19 protein-coding genes and 1 other RNA gene are annotated in these 17,743 nt (G+C 52.8%); 16 read left to right on the top strand and 4 right to left on the bottom strand.

Annotated elements, in window-relative coordinates:
* The first annotated feature begins 130 nt into the window (after window positions 1-130).
* The 7 genes from rplM (at window position 131) to KHS78_RS02170 (ending at window position 5,066) form a co-directional block, all read left to right on the top strand.
* Window positions 131-559: a 50S ribosomal protein L13 gene (gene rplM, locus KHS78_RS02200; protein ID WP_211824686.1), complete on the top strand. Its 429-nt coding sequence runs from the start codon at window positions 131-133 to the stop codon at window positions 557-559.
* A gap of 12 nt (window positions 560-571) precedes the next feature.
* The gene (gene rpsI / locus KHS78_RS02195; RefSeq protein WP_211824684.1) at window positions 572-964 is read left to right on the top strand and encodes a 30S ribosomal protein S9; all 393 of its coding nucleotides are present in this window, start codon (window positions 572-574) and stop codon (window positions 962-964) included.
* Window positions 965-1,262: 298 nt separating this feature from the next.
* On the top strand, window positions 1,263-1,856 hold the full coding sequence (gene petA, locus KHS78_RS02190; protein ID WP_211824682.1) for a ubiquinol-cytochrome c reductase iron-sulfur subunit: 594 nt from the start codon (window positions 1,263-1,265) through the stop codon (window positions 1,854-1,856).
* A complete protein-coding gene (locus tag KHS78_RS02185) occupies window positions 1,856-3,070 on the top strand; it encodes a cytochrome b (protein WP_211824680.1) in 1,215 nt (404 codons plus the stop codon). The genes petA and KHS78_RS02185 overlap by 1 nt, the downstream gene beginning before the upstream one ends.
* The gene (locus KHS78_RS02180; protein WP_211824678.1) at window positions 3,070-3,825 is read left to right on the top strand and encodes a cytochrome c1; all 756 of its coding nucleotides are present in this window, start codon (window positions 3,070-3,072) and stop codon (window positions 3,823-3,825) included. The genes KHS78_RS02185 and KHS78_RS02180 overlap by 1 nt, the downstream gene beginning before the upstream one ends.
* 98 nt (window positions 3,826-3,923) lie before the next feature.
* On the top strand, window positions 3,924-4,553 hold the full coding sequence (locus tag KHS78_RS02175; RefSeq protein WP_211824676.1) for a glutathione S-transferase N-terminal domain-containing protein: 630 nt from the start codon (window positions 3,924-3,926) through the stop codon (window positions 4,551-4,553).
* 75 nt (window positions 4,554-4,628) lie between these two features.
* The gene (locus KHS78_RS02170; protein WP_246505990.1) at window positions 4,629-5,066 is read left to right on the top strand and encodes a ClpXP protease specificity-enhancing factor; all 438 of its coding nucleotides are present in this window, start codon (window positions 4,629-4,631) and stop codon (window positions 5,064-5,066) included.
* Window positions 5,067-5,124: 58 nt separating this feature from the next.
* On the opposite strand, the gene KHS78_RS02165 is transcribed toward KHS78_RS02170, so the two are convergent.
* From KHS78_RS02165 to KHS78_RS02150, 4 genes are all read right to left on the bottom strand, one after another.
* Window positions 5,125-5,712, bottom strand: a complete 588-nt coding sequence (locus KHS78_RS02165) for a BON domain-containing protein (RefSeq protein ID WP_211824674.1) — start codon at window positions 5,710-5,712, stop codon at window positions 5,125-5,127.
* A 66-nt stretch (window positions 5,713-5,778) separates the two neighbouring features.
* On the bottom strand, window positions 5,779-6,366 hold the full coding sequence (locus KHS78_RS02160; protein ID WP_211824672.1) for a phosphoheptose isomerase: 588 nt from the start codon (window positions 6,364-6,366) through the stop codon (window positions 5,779-5,781).
* Between the two features lie 12 nt (window positions 6,367-6,378).
* Window positions 6,379-6,771: a YraN family protein gene (locus KHS78_RS02155; RefSeq protein ID WP_211824670.1), complete on the bottom strand. Its 393-nt coding sequence runs from the start codon at window positions 6,769-6,771 to the stop codon at window positions 6,379-6,381.
* Window positions 6,725-8,605: a penicillin-binding protein activator gene (locus KHS78_RS02150; protein WP_211824668.1), complete on the bottom strand. Its 1,881-nt coding sequence runs from the start codon at window positions 8,603-8,605 to the stop codon at window positions 6,725-6,727. The genes KHS78_RS02155 and KHS78_RS02150 overlap by 47 nt, the downstream gene beginning before the upstream one ends.
* Before the next feature lie 150 nt (window positions 8,606-8,755).
* Here KHS78_RS02150 and rsmI point away from each other — a divergent pair, with 150 nt between their 5' ends.
* The 9 genes from rsmI (at window position 8,756) to mraY (ending at window position 17,743) form a co-directional block, all read left to right on the top strand.
* Window positions 8,756-9,601, top strand: coding sequence for a 16S rRNA (cytidine(1402)-2'-O)-methyltransferase (gene rsmI, locus KHS78_RS02145; RefSeq protein ID WP_211824666.1), 846 nt, complete (start codon window positions 8,756-8,758; stop codon window positions 9,599-9,601).
* A gap of 73 nt (window positions 9,602-9,674) precedes the next feature.
* Window positions 9,675-10,057: RNase P RNA component class A (gene rnpB, locus KHS78_RS02140), an RNA gene on the top strand.
* 318 nt (window positions 10,058-10,375) lie between these two features.
* Entirely contained in the window at window positions 10,376-10,831 is a 456-nt protein-coding gene (mraZ, locus tag KHS78_RS02135) for a division/cell wall cluster transcriptional repressor MraZ (RefSeq protein ID WP_211824665.1), read from the top strand.
* Between the two features lie 14 nt (window positions 10,832-10,845).
* Window positions 10,846-11,778 carry a 16S rRNA (cytosine(1402)-N(4))-methyltransferase RsmH gene (rsmH, locus tag KHS78_RS02130; protein ID WP_211824663.1) on the top strand — a complete coding sequence of 311 codons (933 nt, stop codon included), beginning with the start codon at window positions 10,846-10,848 and terminating at the stop codon, window positions 11,776-11,778.
* Between the two features lie 5 nt (window positions 11,779-11,783).
* Window positions 11,784-12,080: a cell division protein FtsL gene (gene ftsL / locus KHS78_RS02125; protein ID WP_211824662.1), complete on the top strand. Its 297-nt coding sequence runs from the start codon at window positions 11,784-11,786 to the stop codon at window positions 12,078-12,080.
* Window positions 12,077-13,795 carry a peptidoglycan D,D-transpeptidase FtsI family protein gene (locus KHS78_RS02120; RefSeq protein ID WP_211824661.1) on the top strand — a complete coding sequence of 573 codons (1,719 nt, stop codon included), beginning with the start codon at window positions 12,077-12,079 and terminating at the stop codon, window positions 13,793-13,795. The genes ftsL and KHS78_RS02120 overlap by 4 nt, the downstream gene beginning before the upstream one ends.
* Window positions 13,795-15,291, top strand: coding sequence for a UDP-N-acetylmuramoyl-L-alanyl-D-glutamate--2,6-diaminopimelate ligase (locus tag KHS78_RS02115; protein ID WP_211824660.1), 1,497 nt, complete (start codon window positions 13,795-13,797; stop codon window positions 15,289-15,291). The genes KHS78_RS02120 and KHS78_RS02115 overlap by 1 nt, the downstream gene beginning before the upstream one ends.
* Complete coding sequence (locus tag KHS78_RS02110) at window positions 15,288-16,661, top strand: UDP-N-acetylmuramoyl-tripeptide--D-alanyl-D-alanine ligase (RefSeq protein ID WP_211824659.1); 1,374 nt, start codon at window positions 15,288-15,290, stop codon at window positions 16,659-16,661. The genes KHS78_RS02115 and KHS78_RS02110 overlap by 4 nt, the downstream gene beginning before the upstream one ends.
* Window positions 16,661-17,743, top strand: a complete 1,083-nt coding sequence (gene mraY, locus KHS78_RS02105; RefSeq protein WP_211824658.1) for a phospho-N-acetylmuramoyl-pentapeptide-transferase — start codon at window positions 16,661-16,663, stop codon at window positions 17,741-17,743. The genes KHS78_RS02110 and mraY overlap by 1 nt, the downstream gene beginning before the upstream one ends.

Below are 17,743 nucleotides of genomic sequence, written 5' to 3'. Positions count from 1 at the left end.
TTTCCCATAATGAGTGCCCAATGTTTGAACCGCGGTGGTTTTAAAGCCCTTGCGTTGGTTCGTGGGCTGGCTAAACAGCCGTGATGTTTGAATTCAACTCGCGTTAGCGAGCATTGAGGCGGATAGATAGATGAAAACCTTTAGCGCTAAACCAGAAACCGCTAAGCGCGACTGGTATGTTGTAGATGCTTCCGGGCTGACGCTCGGTCGTTTGGCTACAGAAATTGCCAGTCGCCTGCGTGGTAAGCACAAGCCTGAGTACACTCCTCACGTTGATACCGGCGATTACATCGTTGTCATCAACGCAGAGCAAGTGCGTGTGACCGGTCGTAAGGCATCTGACAAGATGTACCACCGCCACACCGGCTTCCCGGGTGGACTGAAGTCAATGAGCTTTGAAAAGCTGATTGCTCACAAGCCTGAACGTGTCATCGAGCTGGCAGTTAAAGGCATGATGCCCCGTAACCCGCTGGGTCGCGATATGCAGCGTAAGCTGAAAGTTTATGCCGGATCCACGCATCCGCATGCTGCACAGCAACCTCAGCAATTGACTATTTAATCGGGGGTCAACATGTCAGTAACTCAGAACTACGGCACAGGTCGTCGCAAAACCTCTACCGCTCGTGTCTTCCTGCGTAAGGGAACTGGCAGCATTTCTATCAACGGTCGTACGCTTCAGGACTACTTTGGTCGTGAAACGTCCCGCATGATTGTTATGCAGCCGCTTGAGCTGGTTGAGATGACGGAAAATTTCGACATCATGATCACCGTAAAAGGTGGTGGTGCTAACGGTCAGGCCGGTGCGATCCGTCACGGTATCACCCGCGCCCTGATGGAATATGACGAAACTTTGCGTCCTTCTCTGCGTAAGGCAGGCTATGTCACCCGTGATGCCCGTATGGTTGAACGGAAGAAAGTCGGTCTGCACAAAGCTCGTAAGCGTCCCCAGTTCTCCAAGCGTTAATTCGTTTTTGGATTACTGCAAAAGCGCTGGTCTTCGGACCGGCGCTTTTTTTATGTCTGCTATTTTTTTTCATGCCTGAAAAGTGGGCATTTTTTGTCGGCAAAGGCCATGAAAGTGCGCCAGTATGGATCTCATCCATTTAATTTAAGGGGTAAACCCTATATCATTGCGGATTGTTGGTGGGGTGCTAAGGGGAATTGCGGTTGCTTGCCAGTAATTCCGAGTTTAACTAATATGCCCACCGCTTTGCCTGGCATGCAGAATAAATGAGCTAACGCTCTGATGGGGAGAAAGCCGAATGAGTCAAGACGGCGTAAATGTGGGCCGGCGCCGCTTTCTGGTTGCAGCTACTTCGGTAGTTGGTGCAGTGGGGGCTGCGGGAGTTGCGACACCGTTTATCAAATCCTGGAATCCAAGCGCCAAGGCCAAGGCGGCGGGCGCACCTGTCAAAGTCAACATATCGAAGCTGGAGCCTGGTCAGCAGGTAATTGTGGAGTGGCGTGGCAAACCCGTGTTTGTCGTGCGGCGTTCGCAGGAGATGCTCGATAATATCCGCAAGGTAGACGACAAAGTTAGAGATCCGAGCTCTCAGGAGTCGGAGCAGCCTGGTTATGCGCAGAATGAATTCCGTTCCACCCGGGAAGATATACTGGTTCTGGTGGGGCTCTGCACGCATCTGGGGTGTTCGCCAAAATTCACGCCTGAAGTGAAGCCAATGGACTTTGATGCGAATTGGGTGGGTGGATACTACTGCCCCTGTCATGGTTCCAGGTTTGACCTGGCGGGTCGTGTGTTCAAGGGGGTGCCGGCGCCAACGAACCTGGAAGTGCCGCCTTATTCCTTTGAAGGGGACGACATCCTGACTGTAGGTGTTGATGAGGAGGCTGCCTGATGGGAAGCAAATTACTGACCTGGGTGGATGAGCGTTTTCCGCTGACGAAGATGTGGGAAGAGCATCTCAGCAAATATTACGCACCCAAGAATTTCAATTTCTGGTATTTCTTTGGTTCTCTGGCGCTTCTGGTTCTGGTAAATCAGCTGCTGACCGGTGTCTGGTTGACCATGAGCTATGTGCCGAGTGCGGAAGGTGCTTTCGCCTCTGTTGAATACATCATGCGAGATGTGGAATACGGTTGGCTGATTCGTTATCTCCACTCCACCGGGGCATCGGCCTTCTTTGTAGTGGTTTACTGTCATATGTTCCGCGCCCTGTTGTATGGGTCATACCGAAAGCCTCGTGAGTTGGTCTGGATTTTCGGTATGGCGATCTACCTTGCGCTGATGGCTGAGGCTTTCATGGGTTATCTGCTGCCTTGGGGGCAGATGTCCTACTGGGGTGCGCAGGTCATCATTTCCCTGTTCGGTGCAATTCCGGTGATTGGCCCTGATCTGCAGCAGTGGATTCGTGGTGATTACCTGATCTCCGGTATTACCTTGAACCGCTTCTTTGCCTTGCATGTAGTGGCGCTGCCAATTGTTATCCTTGGCTTGGTCGTCATGCATATCATTGCGCTGCACGAAGTGGGTTCCAATAACCCGGATGGCGTGGAAATCAAGAAAAACAAGAATGCTGATGGTATACCGGTTGATGGCATTCCTTTCCACCCCTACTACACCGTCAAGGATATCGTGGGTGTGGTTGTCTTCCTCTTCGTGTTCTGTAGCGTGGTGTTCTTCTTCCCTGAAATGGGTGGGTTCTTCCTTGAGCATGCCAACTTTGAGCAGGCGAATAGTCTCAAGACGCCAGAGCATATCGCGCCTGTCTGGTATTTTGGTGCGTTCTACGCGATTTTGCGGGCGGTTCCAGATAAGCTGCTGGGCGTCGTTGCCATGGGGGCCGCGATTGCGATCCTGTTTGTCTTGCCGTGGTTGGACAGGAGCCCCGTGAAGTCCTGGCGTTATAAGGGGTTGATCAGCAAGACCTGCATCGTTGTCTTTGGTCTCAATTATATATTGCTGACCTGGCTGGGAACGCAGCCAGCGACAGGCTTGCTGACCAATATTGCACGTGTGGCAACCCTGTTCTACTTTGCGTTCTTCCTGCTGATGCCTTTTTACACCCGTTTTGAGAAGACTAAAACTGTACCGGAGAGGGTGACCGGCTAATGAAAAAAATATTCATTACTTGGCTGTTTGTGTTGCTGCCGGTGGCTGCGTTCGCTGCTGGCGGTGGGGGCTATCCGCTGGATCACATTGAGACGGATGTCAGTGACAAGGCGTCTCTGCAGCGGGGGGCAAAGTTTTACATGAATTACTGTGCCGGCTGTCATGCAACACAGTTCCAGCGCTATGAGCGGGTGGCGGATGACCTGGGTATCCCTCATGATCTCATGTTGGATAATCTGGTTTTTACGGATGCCAAGATTGGCGACCTGATGAAAACCGGTATGGTGGAAAAGGAGGCCAAGCAATGGTTTGGTGCAGCGCCACCTGATCTGACCATGGTTGCTCGGGTTCGTGGTGCTGACTGGCTCTATACGTATCTCCGCACCTTTTACCTGGATCCCAAGCGCCCCTGGGGTGTTAACAACAAGGTGTTCCCGGATGTGGCAATGCCGCATGTGTTGCTGGAGTTGCAGGGTGGTTTGATTGATACCTGTGCGGGTGATGCGGCGGGTCAGATTGATACGCTGACCGGTGAGAAGTTATGTGGTCTGGTGCCGGATTCCGAGTATAAGGGTAGTATGACCCCGGAGGCCTATGATCAGGCGATATATGATCTGGTGAATTTCCTGGATTACAGTGGTGAGCCGATGCAGCTGGAGCGCCAGAAAATCGGTATTTACGTGCTGTTATTCCTGGCCTTTTTCTTCGTCGTAGCTTATTTGCTGAAGCGGGAGTACTGGAAGGACGTTCACTAACTTCTATAATCTGGTAAAATTTGTTATCTGGCGCGTAGTCACTCTTGTGGCTGCGCGCGTTTTTGGTTTCATGTATGACCTCAGGTGGGGGTAGATCAATGGGCGTAGTCGCCAAAAGATCCTCAATGACATTTTTTTCTGACCCGGCTGATCACTACTGCCATCGTGTTCGTATTGTGTTGGCGGAAAAGGGTGTCGCTGTCGATATTCAGGATGTTAATCCGGATTCCAGACCTCAGGAACTGGCTGATATCAATCCCTACAACACGCTGCCGACCTTGCTGGATCGTGATCTGGTGCTCTATGAGCCCAATGTCATGATGGAGTATCTGGATGAGCGTTTCCCGCATCCGCCACTGCTGCCGGTCTATCCGGTGACTCGGGCCCAGAGCCGGCTGATGATGCATCGTATCCAGAAAGACTGGTGTGTCCTGGCTGATACTATTTTGGATCCCAAGACCAAGGATGCAGCCGCAGTCAAGGCGCGTAAGGAATTGCGTGAAAGTCTGATCAGCATTGCACCCATCTTTGCTGAGAAGCCCTTCTTTATGAGTGAAGAGTTTACGCTGGTTGATTGCTGTGTGGCACCGATTCTCTGGCGCCTGGAGGCGATGGATATCCAATTGCCGCCGCAGGCCAAAGCGATTACGGATTATGCTGAGCGGTTGTTTGAGCGTGAATCTTTCCGTGAAAGCCTCTCAGATGTTGAGAAGGAAATGCGTATCTGATCGCTGAGATTGGCATACACTAAAGGGGGCAAGCCCCCTTTTTTGCGTGTTTGGAAATAAATCTGGAGTCATTCAATGAGTATGACCAGCAGTCGCCCTTATATTATCAGGGCACTGTATGAATGGATTGTTGATAACGATTGCACCCCTTATCTTCTGGTAGATACGACGGTGTCGGGTGTCGATGTTCCGGATCAGTTTGCCGGTGAGGAACAGGTTGTACTCAATCTTGCACCAATGGCTATTCGCGATATGGATGTCTCTAATGAGGCTGTCATGTTTCTGGCACGTTTTGGTGGCAGGACGTTTCAGGTCTGTGTGCCTGTTGGGGCTGTCATGGCAATCTATGCCAAGGAAAATGGTCAGGGCATGGTCTTTGAGGTTGAAGCTCAGCCTGAAGGTGTGCACCTGGTGGATTCTGAAGTTAACGATAATGAGCCTTCTCCAGAACCTGACCCTAAAGGGCCGGGTAGGCCTCCGAAGGGACGCCCCAGTCTGAAAGTGGTCAAGTAATGACTCTCTCATAAAAAAACCGCCGAAGCAGCGGTTTTTTTATGGTAGTGAGGCTGGATCATATGTATTCGAAAACCTTCACGATTTTTTGGACGCCATAAGACTGTTTTACGATGTTAACGGCTGTGGTTGCCTGTTCCGGTGTGACAAGTCCCATCAGATACACTGTACCGTTTTCGGTAATGACTTTGACATTGCCGGAGGGGAAGTCTTTTTCGGCAACCATCCGGGTCTTGATTTTTGAGGTGATCCAGCTGTCGCCTGAACGAACCAGCATGGTGGTCGGGCCTGAGACCTCCAGTTCGTTATAGACTTTGCGAACTTTCTGCACATTTCTGACGGTGTTTCCCGCTAACTCCTTGAGCGATTCCGAGCTGGTTTGTCCTACCAGAAGCACAATGCCGTTATGGCTGATCACGACAATGTGGCTGTTGGCAAACGTGGGGTCGGCTTTTTTGATGTTAACGCTGGCCACGGTTTCGATGGTTTGATCGTCAATCCATGCCCCCCAGGAGCGTGAGGCCGGATCCTGCTCTATGGGGTCGCTGTTAATGGCTGTCAATGTGGTGGTGCAGCCTGTCAGGACAGTGGTCAGCAAAATGGCGGTGGTGAAAACTCGCAATCCGCGAGCCCTTGTTCTTTGCATGGTCAGGATCCCTTGTATTTTTACGGTAACGCGTCAGGGGCGGTCAGTACTTGAATAATCGGCAGTTTACTCGACGGCTCCAAAAAGGCATTCGTCAATCAGGTCGCACAGGCAGTGAATCACCAGCAGGTGGACTTCCTGGATGCGGGCTGTGACTGTGCTTGGTGCACGAATTTCAATATCTTCAGGGTGCAGTAATCTGGCCATGTTGCCGCCATCTTTACCGGTCAGGGCAATCACGGTCATTTCGCGGTCATGGGCAGCTTGCACAGCCTGCACGATGTTGGGCGACTTGCCGCTGGTTGAAATAGCCAGCAAGACATCACCCGCCTGACCCAGTGCGCGGATCTGCTTGGCAAAGACTTCGTTATAGCTGTAGTCATTGGCGATGGAGGTGATGGTGGACGAATCTGTCGTCAGCGCGATGGCTGGTAATGAGGGTCTTTCCCGTTCAAAACGGTTGAGTAATTCTGAAGAAAAGTGCTGGGCATCGGCTGCAGAGCCGCCATTGCCACAGGTCAGGATCTTTCCTTCATTCACCAGGGCATTCACGATGAGTTCTGCAGCCTGAGCGATCAGCGGTGGCAGTGTTTCCGCAGCACGGATTTTGGCATCAATGCTGTCGGAGAAGTGTGAGGTGATGCGATCAAGCATATGGTAGTCCTGTCAGGCGCTGAAAGCGTTTTTGATCCACCCGATTTGTAGCGTCCCTCGACGGGATGAATCAGGTTTTGCGGTGATTATATCAAAGCGACAGGCTGACTTGTCAGTCAGTCTGTGTTGCTGAAGAAAATGTTGTGCTGTTCTGATGAGTTTCTGTTGTTTTTGCCAGGTAATGCTTTCAGCAGAACTGCCAAACCCATCCTGGGCTCGGTAGCGAACTTCAATGAAAACCAGGGTGTCGGTGTCTTTCATGACAAGATCCAGTTCGCCTCCGCGCCAGGCGTAATTCCTGGCAATCAGGGTTAATCCCTGCTTGGCCAGAAAACGCTGGGCGGCCTGCTCAGCCCGGTTACCCTGTGGGTTCCTGATCGTTGCTATCCAGGACGTGTATGGCATGTGTTTTTCTCGCGCTGTATTCGCGGGTGAGCGGTCTGGGACGGCCATTTTCAAAATACTGCCAGATCAGGCGTCGTTCCACATAGCCTTGGGTGTTGATGCTTAGTGTTCCGGTAGCGCCAAACATCTGGGCGCCAGCTGAGCGGCTCATCTGCTCCATTCTGGGGTAAAGGCGCCAGACGTCTGCGCCCAGTGCGTACAGGCTGCCATATTGCCCGGTGCTTGAGGGCCACTCCTGGGTTATGACGTCTTTAAGGGCGGAATCCCGGTTGAGATACCAGGGCATGACAGGAAAGCGAATGCCGCTCAGGTCACGATCCTTGGCGGGATCCTGGTGGCCGCTGTAGATGCCGGATGTAGTGTAGACCGGCAAATCATAGGCAAAGTAAAAGTCCAGAGCTGGTTTTAACTGTCGTCCATTGGCTGCCGTAGCGGCCATGAAAATCATATCGGCATCCTGGCGGCGGCGGGGGGTGAAATCCAGTTTTTTGCCAAGAATGCGTCGAAGGCTGTTGGCTCGTTGCTGGCTTTCGTTGACCAGTAGCAGCTTGGATGCAGCCTGGTTGAAATCGCCATTACCGGTATAGCGAACGGTTGTTAGTACCTCGCCACCCAGTGTTTGCCATTCCTGGCTAAAGGCATTCGCCACGCGCTGGCCCCAGTCGCTGTCGGGAATGAGAATGACAGGGTGTCGGAAGCCATCTTTCCATGCTCTGTCTGCCCCCTGTCTGGCTTCGTCTTCGGCGGCTAATCCTATCTGGTAGACTGGCGAAAGGTTCTGTGTTCCATCTGCGTAGTTGAGCGTTAGCTGTGGAATGGTCAGTTGGCTGCTTGATATTGCGGTTTCTACAGCGTTACGGCCGAGGGGGCCGATCACCAGTCCTGCACCATCATCTTCAGCCTTTAAGGCCAATTCTACCGGGTCGCCGGAGGCAGAGTCGTAGAATTGTATTTCGGGCGCGTGAAGTTTCTTTTTGGCCGCTTCATAGTAAGCCGCCATGAAGCCTTCCCTGACCGCTTCGCCAGCCTGAGCAAGTGGTCCGCTCAATGGCAATAATAGGGCGACTTTTTCGGGCTGATAAGGTTTGGCATTTTTCAGGTCAGTGATGCTTTGCGGTAAATGACGTACTGCATCGCTTGTGGGCCAGCGTTGTTCCCAGCTCTGCAGTTCAGTCAGCTGGTTTTCCAGTTCACCTGGGGTGCGGTAGATGACGGCAAGCTCAATCCAGGGTTTGAGTGCGTCGGGTGGTGTTGCCATCAGGAGATCCAGCAGCTGGCTTTCATTCAGCAGCAGCAGGTTGTTCCATAATGTCTGGTAGAGTGCCGGGTGCTCTTCTTTGGGCAGGAGCTGTAACACTTGACCCAGTTGTTCAATGTTTTGGCTGAAATTACCATCCAGTTCAAAGGCTCTGGCTTTGATTTGATGGTATTTGATTCGTTGTGCGCGCTTCAGGTTGTAGGTGCTGACGGTTGATAGCCACTCTAGTGCTGAACGGCTGTTATGCGTCAGGACGGCGTAATCCGCTTCGAGGAGGCTGTAGTTATTCCGGTTGTTTCCATCCAGCCGGTTGGGCTCAATACGGTCAAGAATGCTTCTTGCTCTGTCCAGACTGTCTTCATCCAGCAGCGTGCCGACAGCCAAGAGCAATAATTGCCCCTTGACCGGGTAGGTGGCTTTCTGGGCCTTTAGTAGCATGCCGTCGACCGTCATGCGGGAGGTGTCTGGCATGGTGGCGTCATAAGTCGTCTGACGGGGAGCGGTTGAGCAGGCTGCCAGTATCAGAGTCAGTGCAAGTACGCCAATGGATAATCCTGGCCGGGATATGAAGCTCACTTATGGGCCACCTTCTGGCAATAATGGGCAGATTGAACGCGTCACGATTTTTGGGTGGCAGGTTATGGTTCTCACCTGTACCCTTCGTGGATTTTAACCAAGTGCCGGACGCATCTCTAGCGATCCCGGTTAATAGTTTGAGTAAACCCGATGAATGAAGCCTGTCTGTATATAGTATCCACACCCATTGGTAATCTGGGTGATATTACCGCCAGGGCTGTCGACGTGTTGGGTTCAGTTGATGTTATCGCTGCAGAGGATACCCGGCATACGGCGCGGTTGCTCAATCATTTAGGAATTCGAAAGCCCCTGCTGGCCTGTCATGAGCATAATGAGCGGGATCGCAGTGCGCAGATTGTGGCGAAAATGGCGGCTGGTGAGTCGATAGCGCTGGTGTCAGATGCGGGGACGCCGTTGATCTCTGATCCGGGCTACTTCCTGGTGGCGACAGTGCGTGAAGCTGGGTACCGCGTTGTGCCGGTTCCCGGAGCCTGTGCGTTGATAGCGGCGTTGAGCGTATCGGGTTTGCCGTCGGACCGCTTTTTCTTTGAAGGGTTTCTTCCTGCCAAATCGGTTGCGCGTAGAAAACGGCTACAGGCGTTGTCTGGGTTTGAGCATACCTGGATATTTTATGAGTCTACACACCGCATTGAAGAAACCCTGATGGACATGGTTGAAGTGCTCGGTGCAGAGCGTGATATTGTCATAGCCCGTGAGCTGACAAAGACATTTGAAACGGTTCTGGCGGGGCGGGTTGGTGAGTGTCTGGCGCAGGTGAAGGCCGATGCCAACCAGAAGAAAGGTGAGTTTGTTGTGTTGGTTCGTGGTGCGGAATCACCCAAAGAGGGCGGGCTCGATGAAGCTGCTGCCAGTCTCATGGTGATATTACTGGAAGAGTTGTCACTGAAGCAGGCCAGTCAGCTGGCGTCACGAATCACCGGTATTAAGAAAAAAACGCTGTATGAGTACGGGTTAACCCTGAAAAATGATGGGTAGTCATAGTATTTTGTGAATGGTGAGTGAAATTCGCTTGTTTGTCTCTGGAGTTTTGATTACTCTGCGCCGTTCGCGAGCTGGCCGGGCAGTCGCTATCTCATTTCTCTGGAATGGGGTGGAGGAAAGTCCGGGCTCCATAGGGTAAGGCGCCAGGTAACGCCTGGGGGGCGTGAGCCTACGGAAAGTGCAGCAGAGAGTAGACCGCCTAAGTTGGCTCCGGTAACGGAGTCGACCGGTAAGGGTGAAAGGGTGCGGTAAGAGCGCACCGCGTGACTGGTAACAGTTCACGGCACGGTAAACCCCGCCTGGAGCAAGGCCAAATAGGGATTCGATGGTGTGACCCGCACTGAATCCGGGTAGGCTGCTAGAGGTGCATGGTGACATGCATCCCAGATGAATGACTGTCAGACCTGTTCGCAGGTGCTACAGAACCCGGCTTACAGGCCAGCTCGCCATTTATGTTGAAAATCCTCTCGTCGACTTGTCGGTGAGAGGATTTTTTTTGAGTAACTGTTTTATCTCGGTTCCTCTGAGAAAGCGCTGCTATCTTGTTCTGTCTTCCTGGTTGGTGAAATGTTCGTGTTTTTCCACTTTTTTAGGTTGCGCGTTAATGTCTTAATAGTTGCCTAACGCCTTAATATTTATGGGATTTTTAGGTGATTGCCTGCCTTGATCCGGATTTTGGGGGTTTCTATAGTGTGGTACTGTGGGATAAAGTGGCTAAAAGTGGGATAATCTGGTATTCGGTTCAGGGGATAAAAAGAGGACAGCTGCGTGTTCCGAGGCGTCAACGCGATCAATATGGATGCGAAAGGGCGGTTGGCCATTCCAACACGCTACCGTTCCGTATTGGCGATACGCTGTGAAGGGCACCTGGTAGCGACCATTGATACGGAAGAGCGCTGCCTGTTGATCTACCCCGTTGATGAATGGGAGGTCATTCAGGCCAAGATTGAGTCCCTGCCCAGTTTTCATCCTTTGAGTCGACGGATACAGCGACTCCTGATTGGTCATGCGACGGATCTGGAAATGGATGGCAGTGGCAGGATTTTAATCCCCCCTCTGCTGCGCGATTACGCCGGGCTTGGCAAGAAAACCGTACTGTTGGGGCAGGGGAAAAAATTCGAACTCTGGGATGAGGTCTGCTGGAACGAACGCCGTGATGCCTATTTAGAGGAAGCCGGCGGTGCAGACCAGGTCCCGGAGGAGTTGCAGACACTGTCGTTGTGAGTCCGTTGGAAAGTATGAACGAACAATACAGGCATCAGACCGTTTTGCTGTCTGAAGCCGTTGAGGCGCTAATCAGTTCGCCGGAAGGACTGTATGTCGACGGTACGTTTGGCCGTGGCGGTCATAGTCGTGCGGTTTTGGAAAAATTGTCCCATGAGGGTCGTCTGATTGGTATCGACAAGGATCCAGAAGCGGTTGCTGTCGGTCAGGCATTGGCGCAGATGGATGACCGGTTCCAGATCTGTCATGGTTCGTTTGCCGAGCTGGAACAATTTGCCGGTCAGCAGACGGTTGATGGCGTGCTGCTGGATCTGGGCGTTTCATCGCCACAGATCGACAACCCTGAGCGAGGTTTCAGTTTTCTTCAGGATGGTCCGCTGGACATGCGCATGAATACCGAGCATGGCATCAGTGCCGCTGACTGGATTGCTGAGGCGGATGAAGCTGAAATTGCCGATGTCCTGAAGCGGTTTGGAGAAGAACGCTTTTCGCGCCGGATGGCTCGTGCCATCGTTCAGGCTCGGGAGATCGAACCGATTGTGACCACCGGGCGATTGGCGCATATCATCTCGGAAGCCAATCCGTCCTGGGAGAAAGGTAAGCATCCGGCGACCCGTGCCTTTCAGGGTATCCGGATATTCGTCAACAGTGAGCTGGATGATCTGAACCTGGTGCTCGAGCAGGCACTGGAAGTGCTGAAGCCCGGTGGAAAGCTGGTGGTGATCAGCTTCCATTCGCTGGAAGACCGTATCGTGAAGCGCTTCATTCGTAAGCATGAGAAGGGCGACACGGATATCCCCAGGTGGGTGCCACTGACTGAAGAACAGCTGAATGCCTCGCGTCGTCTCAAGAGCTGCGGCAAGAAAGTGAAGTCAGGTAAGGGCGAGCTGGATATGAATCCGCGGGCGCGCAGTGCGGTCATGCGGGTAGCAGTGAAGCTGGGATAAGCAGTATGGACTGGTTGCCGCTGAAAGTGGTGCTGGCAAGTATCAGACCGGGGCTGGTTGCGCTGGTTTTTGCCGTATTTTGTTCAGCGGTAGCGGTTGCCTATGTGGCGCACTTAAACCGTCAGGCCTTTAACCAGTACCAGGCGGAGCTTAACCGGAAAAACAAGACGCAGGAGGAGTGGGGACAGCTACTGTTGCAGTACAGCACCTTGACTGCCCATGGCCAGATCGAACGGCAGGCGGTTAAGCGGCTGGGAATGGAGATGCCTCACAAGGACAAGGTGATCCTGGTAGAACCATGAACCGGCGCAGGAAAACAACCCCTTATAATGGGCGATTTCGTTTTGTCGAAGCCCTGATACTGCTGCTGATTACCGTCACAATCTGGCGGGTGGCTGAGCTGCAGGTGGTGGATCGTCCCTTTTTGCAAAACGAGGGCGACAAGCGCAGTGTGCGCCATGAAACCATTCCTGCGCATCGGGGTATTATTTTTGACCGGAATGGCAAGCCGATTGCGGTGAGTACGCCGGTGGTGTCCATTTGGGCCAACCCTGAGGAACTTATCACTGCGGGTGCGGATGTGTCGGCGCTAGCGTCTGCCCTGAACGTCAAGGCCAAGGATCTACGTAAAAAACTCAGAGCCAATGCGAAGCGTGAGTTTATCTACCTCAAGCGGCAAATTGAGCCGGCAGAAGCCAAAAAGATCATGGCGCTGAATGTACCGGGTGTCTATTCCATTGATGAATACCGCCGTTACTATCCGGCAGGTTCTGTCGCAGCCCAGCTGGTGGGATTGACCAATATTGATGATCAGGGTCAGGAAGGGATTGAGCTGGCTTTTGATGACTGGTTATCGGGTGAACCGGGCAAGTGGCGTGTCTTGAAAGACCGCAGAGGTCACCTGGTCAGGGAGGCAGAAGTGGTCAGCAGCGCTAGTCCTGGTAAGGAATTGATGCTAAGCATTGACCTGAGGCTGCAATATCTTGCCAACAAGGAATTGCAAAAAGCGGTACAGAGCCTGAAAGCACGTGCCGCTTCTCTCGTTATGCTGGATGTGAAAACCGGTGAAATCCTCGCCATGGTGAATCAGCCGACGTTTAATCCAAATAATCGCAGCCAGTTGAACCCCGCCGGCGTGCGAAATCGTGCGATTACCGACCAGATTGAGCCCGGCTCGGTGATTAAGCCCTTGACGATAGCGGCAGCACTGGAGTCCGGCCGCTATAGTGCACACACGCCGATTGATACCTCGCCGGGAAAAATGCGTATTGGGAAGGATACCGTCAGCGATGTCAGAAATTATGGCAAGCTCGACGTAACAGGTGTGATTACCAAATCCAGTAATATTGGTGTCAGCAAGATTGCGCTGGATTTGGGAGCGGACACGATTTTTTCCCTGTTTCAGAAAGTCGGGTTCGGGCAGTCGACAGGTGTGGCCTTTCCGGGAGAAAGTACCGGCCTGTTGCCCTACCGTATGAAGTGGCGGCCGATTGAAACTGCCACACTCGCCTATGGTTATGGTCTTACTGTTTCCCCCCTGCAGCTGGCACAGGCTTATATGGTCTTGGCCAATCGCGGCGTGTTTCATCCGGTTACCCTCTTGAAGCGTGATATTCCGCCTGAAGGCACTCGCGTGATGCAAGCTGATGTGGCTCAGCAGGTGTTAACCATGATGGAAACCGTGGTTGCGCCGGGGGGCACCGGTAAACGGGCCCGGCTGGATGGCTATTCGGTTGCGGGTAAAACGGGCACGGTGCGTAAGCTGGGCAAAGAGGGTTACACCAATTCGCGACATATTGGTTCGTTTGTTGGTATTGCACCGGCCGAAGCGCCGCGCATTGTGATGGTGGTAGTGATTGACAGTCCCGCCAATGGCAAATATTACGGCGGCCTGGTGGCTGCGCCGGTATTTTCCCGCGTGGCGGGTGAATCGCTCCGGGTGTTGGGCGTTGCACCGGATGAGTCGGGTGTAAAGACGCTGGCTGACGTCCAGAAGTACTCCAGGAACAAGGGTTGATGAACAGTATGCAGCATGAGCAGGTGACACTGAATCAAATACTGGAATGGCTGGATCTGCCACCGGTGAAGGATGTCACTGTCCGTGAATTGGTGCTCGATAGTCGCAAAGTGATGGCAGGAGATCTTTTCCTTGCGCTGCCGGGGTTGAGTAGTGACGGTCGTCAATATATCGAACAGGCCGTAGCGGCCGGTGCCTGCGCTGTGCTCGCGGAAGCGGATGATGCATTGCCTGAGAGTGCTGTGCCGATTGTCTCGGTTGCTAATCTCAAAGACCGGCTCAGTGGGTTGGTGAGCCGTTTTTACCGGTCTCCCTCTGAGTACGTGAAGGTCATCGGTGTGACAGGTACCAACGGTAAAAGCAGTTGTTGCCATTTTATTGCACAGTTGCTGTCTCGTCTCAATGCCTCGTGCGGTGTGATGGGCACGCTGGGTAACGGCATATTCCCTGATTTGATGCCTGCAGGAAACACCACATCGGATAACCTTTCTGTTCAGCAATTTATGGCTGGACTAGTGGATAAGTCAGTGCCCTGGTTAACGATGGAGGTGTCTTCTCACGGACTTCATCAAGGGCGAGTCAGTGGCATTGCCTTCAATACGGCGATGTATACCAATCTGAGTCGTGACCATCTGGATTATCACCAGACCATGGAAGCTTATGCCTCAGCCAAGGCAGAATTGTTCCGTTCACCCGGTTTGCAACATGCAGTGATCAATTTTGATGACGAGTGGGCAGATCTGATGCTTAACGTGGCGGCAGAGAATCAGGTTAACTGCATCACCTATTCAATTTGTTCTGATGGCGCGGATATCTGGCTGTCAGATATCGTATTTTCTCCTGAAGGAATGGCGGCAAATATCCATACCCCTTGGGGGGAAGGACGTTTGTGTACCGCTCTGCTGGGTAAATTCAGCCTGAGTAATCTACTGGCGGTCATTGGTGTCTTGTGCCTGCAGGGATTTGCGCTGGAGCGCATTCTGACCCTGATTCCCGAGCTGGATAATGTGCCAGGTCGTTTGGAAAGGCTCGGTGGCGCATCTCAGCCAACCGTTGTGGTGGATTATGCCCATACGCCTGATGCGCTCCGCAGTGTATTAGGTGCTCTCCGTGATCATGGTGGTCAGACAGTCACCTGTGTCTTTGGCTGTGGTGGTGATCGTGATAGTGGCAAGCGACCGCTTATGACAGAAGCGGCACTGACGGGAGCCGATCGTGTCGTGCTGACCAGCGATAACCCCCGTACCGAAGATCCTCTGAACATCATTGAAGATGCCGTGACAGGTATCCCGCTAGCGCTTCGTGAACACAAACTGACGGTTGTTCCGGATCGAGCCGAGGCGATTGCAACCGCTGTGGCTGAGGCTGGTAATGAGGATATTGTCCTGGTCGCGGGTAAGGGGCATGAGGATTACCAGGAAATTCACGGGGTTCGCTATCCGTTCAGCGATAGGCGTGAAGTCAGGCAGGCGTTGGACAGGAGGGCTGCCTCATGATTAATGCGGCATTATCAGACCTTGTCCAGCCACTGACCGCAGAGCTAATCGGTGATGATGCGTGTTTCTCCGACATCAGCATTGATACGCGCACGCTCAAGCCAGGACAGCTTTTCGTGGCGATTACCGGACCTCATTTTGATGGTCATGATTATGTAGCTGCAGCACTGGAAAAAGGGGCTGCGGGCGCGGTGGTGTCCAGTCAGCCTGAAGGTGTCAAAGGGGCGTTGCTGCTGGTTGCCGATACCCGTATTGCCTTGGGGCAGATTGGCGCCTTCAATCGTCAGCGCTTTAACGGTGTCGTCATGGGCGTTACGGGTAGCAGTGGCAAAACATCCACCCGTGAAATGATCGCTGCCATCTGTCGCGAAGTCGGTGAAACACTGGCAACGGAAGGCAACCTGAATAATGACTTTGGCGTGCCAGTTATTCTCAGTCGCCTGGAAGAATGCCATCAGTATGCCGTGATTGAGATGGGTACGAATCATCCCGGTGAAATTGATTATGTCGCCAGACTTGCTGCAGCAGATATCGCACTTATTACGAATGCCAGCGAAGCCCATCTTTCTGGTCTGGGGAGTCTTGCAGGTGTTGTGGTTGAGAAGGGCGCTATTTTCGACAGTCTCCCTGTCGATGGAACGGCGATTCTCAATGCTGACGATCCAGCCTGTGGCGAATGGTTAGAGCGCATTCGTCAACAGCCTGCACGGAAGGTTTTACGTTTTAGTCTGACGAATCAACAGGCCGATTGTTATACCAGTGAGATTCATTCACTGGATGATGGCATGCATTTCATCCTTCATATGGGGAGTGAGTCTGCGCATGTGCATCTGCAGTTTTGGGGAGAGCACCAGGTCGCCAATGCCTGTGCGGCAGCAGCGGTGGCACAGGCGGCTGGATTGTCTCTCAATACCATTGTTCAGGGGCTCGAAAAAGCACAGCCTTACATGCGACGTGGTCAGCGCTTTCATGGGCAGAATGGCGCATTGGTGATTGATGAAAGCTACAATGCCAACCCCGCATCAACCCGTGCTGCCATTGATGTGTTGGCGGCTTGTCAGGGTGAAAAAATCCTGGTGCTGGGCGATATGGCGGAGCTGGGCGATCAGGTTGAAATCGAGCATTGCCTGATGGGGCAATATGCCCGTGATGCCGGTATTGATGTGCTGATGACGTATGGCGAATATACGCAGTTGACTCAGGAAAACTGGGGTGGTGCAGGGGCCCATTTTCCTGCAAAAACGCTACTGATTGATGATCTTCTGTCCCGTTTGGGGGCAGGGGTTGCTGTTATGGTGAAAGGATCCATGTCCATGGGAATGAATGAAGTGGTCAGGGCTTGTAAAAAGCCGGAAGAGGGGAATCGCTGATGCTGCTATGGCTGGCGGACTATCTCACGCAGTTTTACAGTGGGTTTTCAGTCTTTAAATACCTGACCCTACGGGGCATTCTGGGCGTTCTCACGGCGCTGGGTATTTCCCTTTACCTTGGGCCTGTGATGATTCGCAAGCTGAGCTTTTACCAGATCGGTCAGGCTGTGCGTGATGATGGGCCGCAGTCACATCTGAGCAAGGCGGGCACTCCGACTATGGGCGGAGCGCTGATCCTAGTCGCCATTGCTATCAGTACGCTGTTGTGGAGTAACCTGCAAAACCAGTACGTATGGCTGGTGCTGGCGGTCACGTTGGGTTTTGGTGTGATTGGCTGGGTGGATGATTATCGCAAGGTTGTGGAAAAGAACTCCCGCGGATTGCCGGCGCGCTGGAAATACTTCTGGCAGTCTGTACTGGGCGCAGGTGCGGCTATCTATCTCTATTCCCTTGCCTCTACGCCACTTGAAACTGCGTTGATTGTGCCCTTCTTCAAAACCGTCGCGTTAAATATGGGGCCGTTCTTCATTCTGTTTGCCTACCTGGTCATTGTTGGAACCAGTAACGCGGTCAATCTCACCGATGGTCTCGATGGTCTGGCGATCATGCCGACGGTGCTGGTTGGTTCTGCGCTGGGCATCTTCGCTTACCTCAGCGGTCATGTTGAATTCGCCCATTATCTGCATATTCCCTACATCAGTGGTGCCGGTGAATTGGTGATCTTTACCGGTGCATTAGCCGGTGCCGGTCTCGGCTTTCTCTGGTTTAACACCTATCCGGCCCAGGTGTTTATGGGCGATGTCGGTGCTCTGGCGCTGGGCGCAGCGCTGGGTATTATCGCCGTCATTGTTCGGCAGGAGATTGTGCTGTTCATCATGGGTGGTGTGTTTGTGATGGAAACCGTCTCGGTCATTCTGCAGGTGGCTTCTTACAAACTTACAGGGCGCCGTATCTTCCGAATGGCGCCATTGCATCACCACTATGAATTGAAGGGCTGGCCAGAGCCTCGGGTTATTGTTCGTTTCTGGATTATCACCCTGATTCTGGTGTTGATTGGTCTTGCTACTTTGAAAATTCGTTAA

It is taken from the genome of Kistimonas asteriae (assembly GCF_018263925.1).
In the GTDB taxonomy this organism is placed as follows: domain Bacteria; phylum Pseudomonadota; class Gammaproteobacteria; order Pseudomonadales; family Endozoicomonadaceae; genus Kistimonas; species Kistimonas asteriae.
The sequence above is the reverse complement of the archived record's forward strand: the minus strand, read 5'-3'. Positions and strand labels throughout refer to the sequence as shown.

Bases quoted from the DNA above. Each gene is read 5' to 3' on its own strand.
- rplM (WP_211824686.1), top strand. From the start codon at position 131: ATGAAAACCTTTAGCGCTAAACCAGAAACCGCTAAGCGCGACTGGTAT.
- rpsI (WP_211824684.1), top strand. From the start codon at position 572: ATGTCAGTAACTCAGAACTACGGCACAGGTCGTCGCAAAACCTCTACC.
- petA (WP_211824682.1), top strand. From the start codon at position 1,263: ATGAGTCAAGACGGCGTAAATGTGGGCCGGCGCCGCTTTCTGGTTGCA.
- KHS78_RS02185 (WP_211824680.1), top strand. From the start codon at position 1,856: ATGGGAAGCAAATTACTGACCTGGGTGGATGAGCGTTTTCCGCTGACG.
- KHS78_RS02180 (WP_211824678.1), top strand. From the start codon at position 3,070: ATGAAAAAAATATTCATTACTTGGCTGTTTGTGTTGCTGCCGGTGGCT.
- KHS78_RS02175 (WP_211824676.1), top strand. From the start codon at position 3,924: ATGGGCGTAGTCGCCAAAAGATCCTCAATGACATTTTTTTCTGACCCG.
- KHS78_RS02170 (WP_246505990.1), top strand. From the start codon at position 4,629: ATGAGTATGACCAGCAGTCGCCCTTATATTATCAGGGCACTGTATGAA.
- KHS78_RS02165 (WP_211824674.1), bottom strand. From the start codon at position 5,712: ATGCAAAGAACAAGGGCTCGCGGATTGCGAGTTTTCACCACCGCCATT.
- KHS78_RS02160 (WP_211824672.1), bottom strand. From the start codon at position 6,366: ATGCTTGATCGCATCACCTCACACTTCTCCGACAGCATTGATGCCAAA.
- KHS78_RS02155 (WP_211824670.1), bottom strand. From the start codon at position 6,771: ATGCCATACACGTCCTGGATAGCAACGATCAGGAACCCACAGGGTAAC.
- rsmI (WP_211824666.1), top strand. From the start codon at position 8,756: ATGAATGAAGCCTGTCTGTATATAGTATCCACACCCATTGGTAATCTG.
- rsmH (WP_211824663.1), top strand. From the start codon at position 10,846: ATGAACGAACAATACAGGCATCAGACCGTTTTGCTGTCTGAAGCCGTT.
- ftsL (WP_211824662.1), top strand. From the start codon at position 11,784: ATGGACTGGTTGCCGCTGAAAGTGGTGCTGGCAAGTATCAGACCGGGG.
- KHS78_RS02120 (WP_211824661.1), top strand. From the start codon at position 12,077: ATGAACCGGCGCAGGAAAACAACCCCTTATAATGGGCGATTTCGTTTT.
- KHS78_RS02115 (WP_211824660.1), top strand. From the start codon at position 13,795: ATGAACAGTATGCAGCATGAGCAGGTGACACTGAATCAAATACTGGAA.
- KHS78_RS02110 (WP_211824659.1), top strand. From the start codon at position 15,288: ATGATTAATGCGGCATTATCAGACCTTGTCCAGCCACTGACCGCAGAG.
- mraY (WP_211824658.1), top strand. From the start codon at position 16,661: ATGCTGCTATGGCTGGCGGACTATCTCACGCAGTTTTACAGTGGGTTT.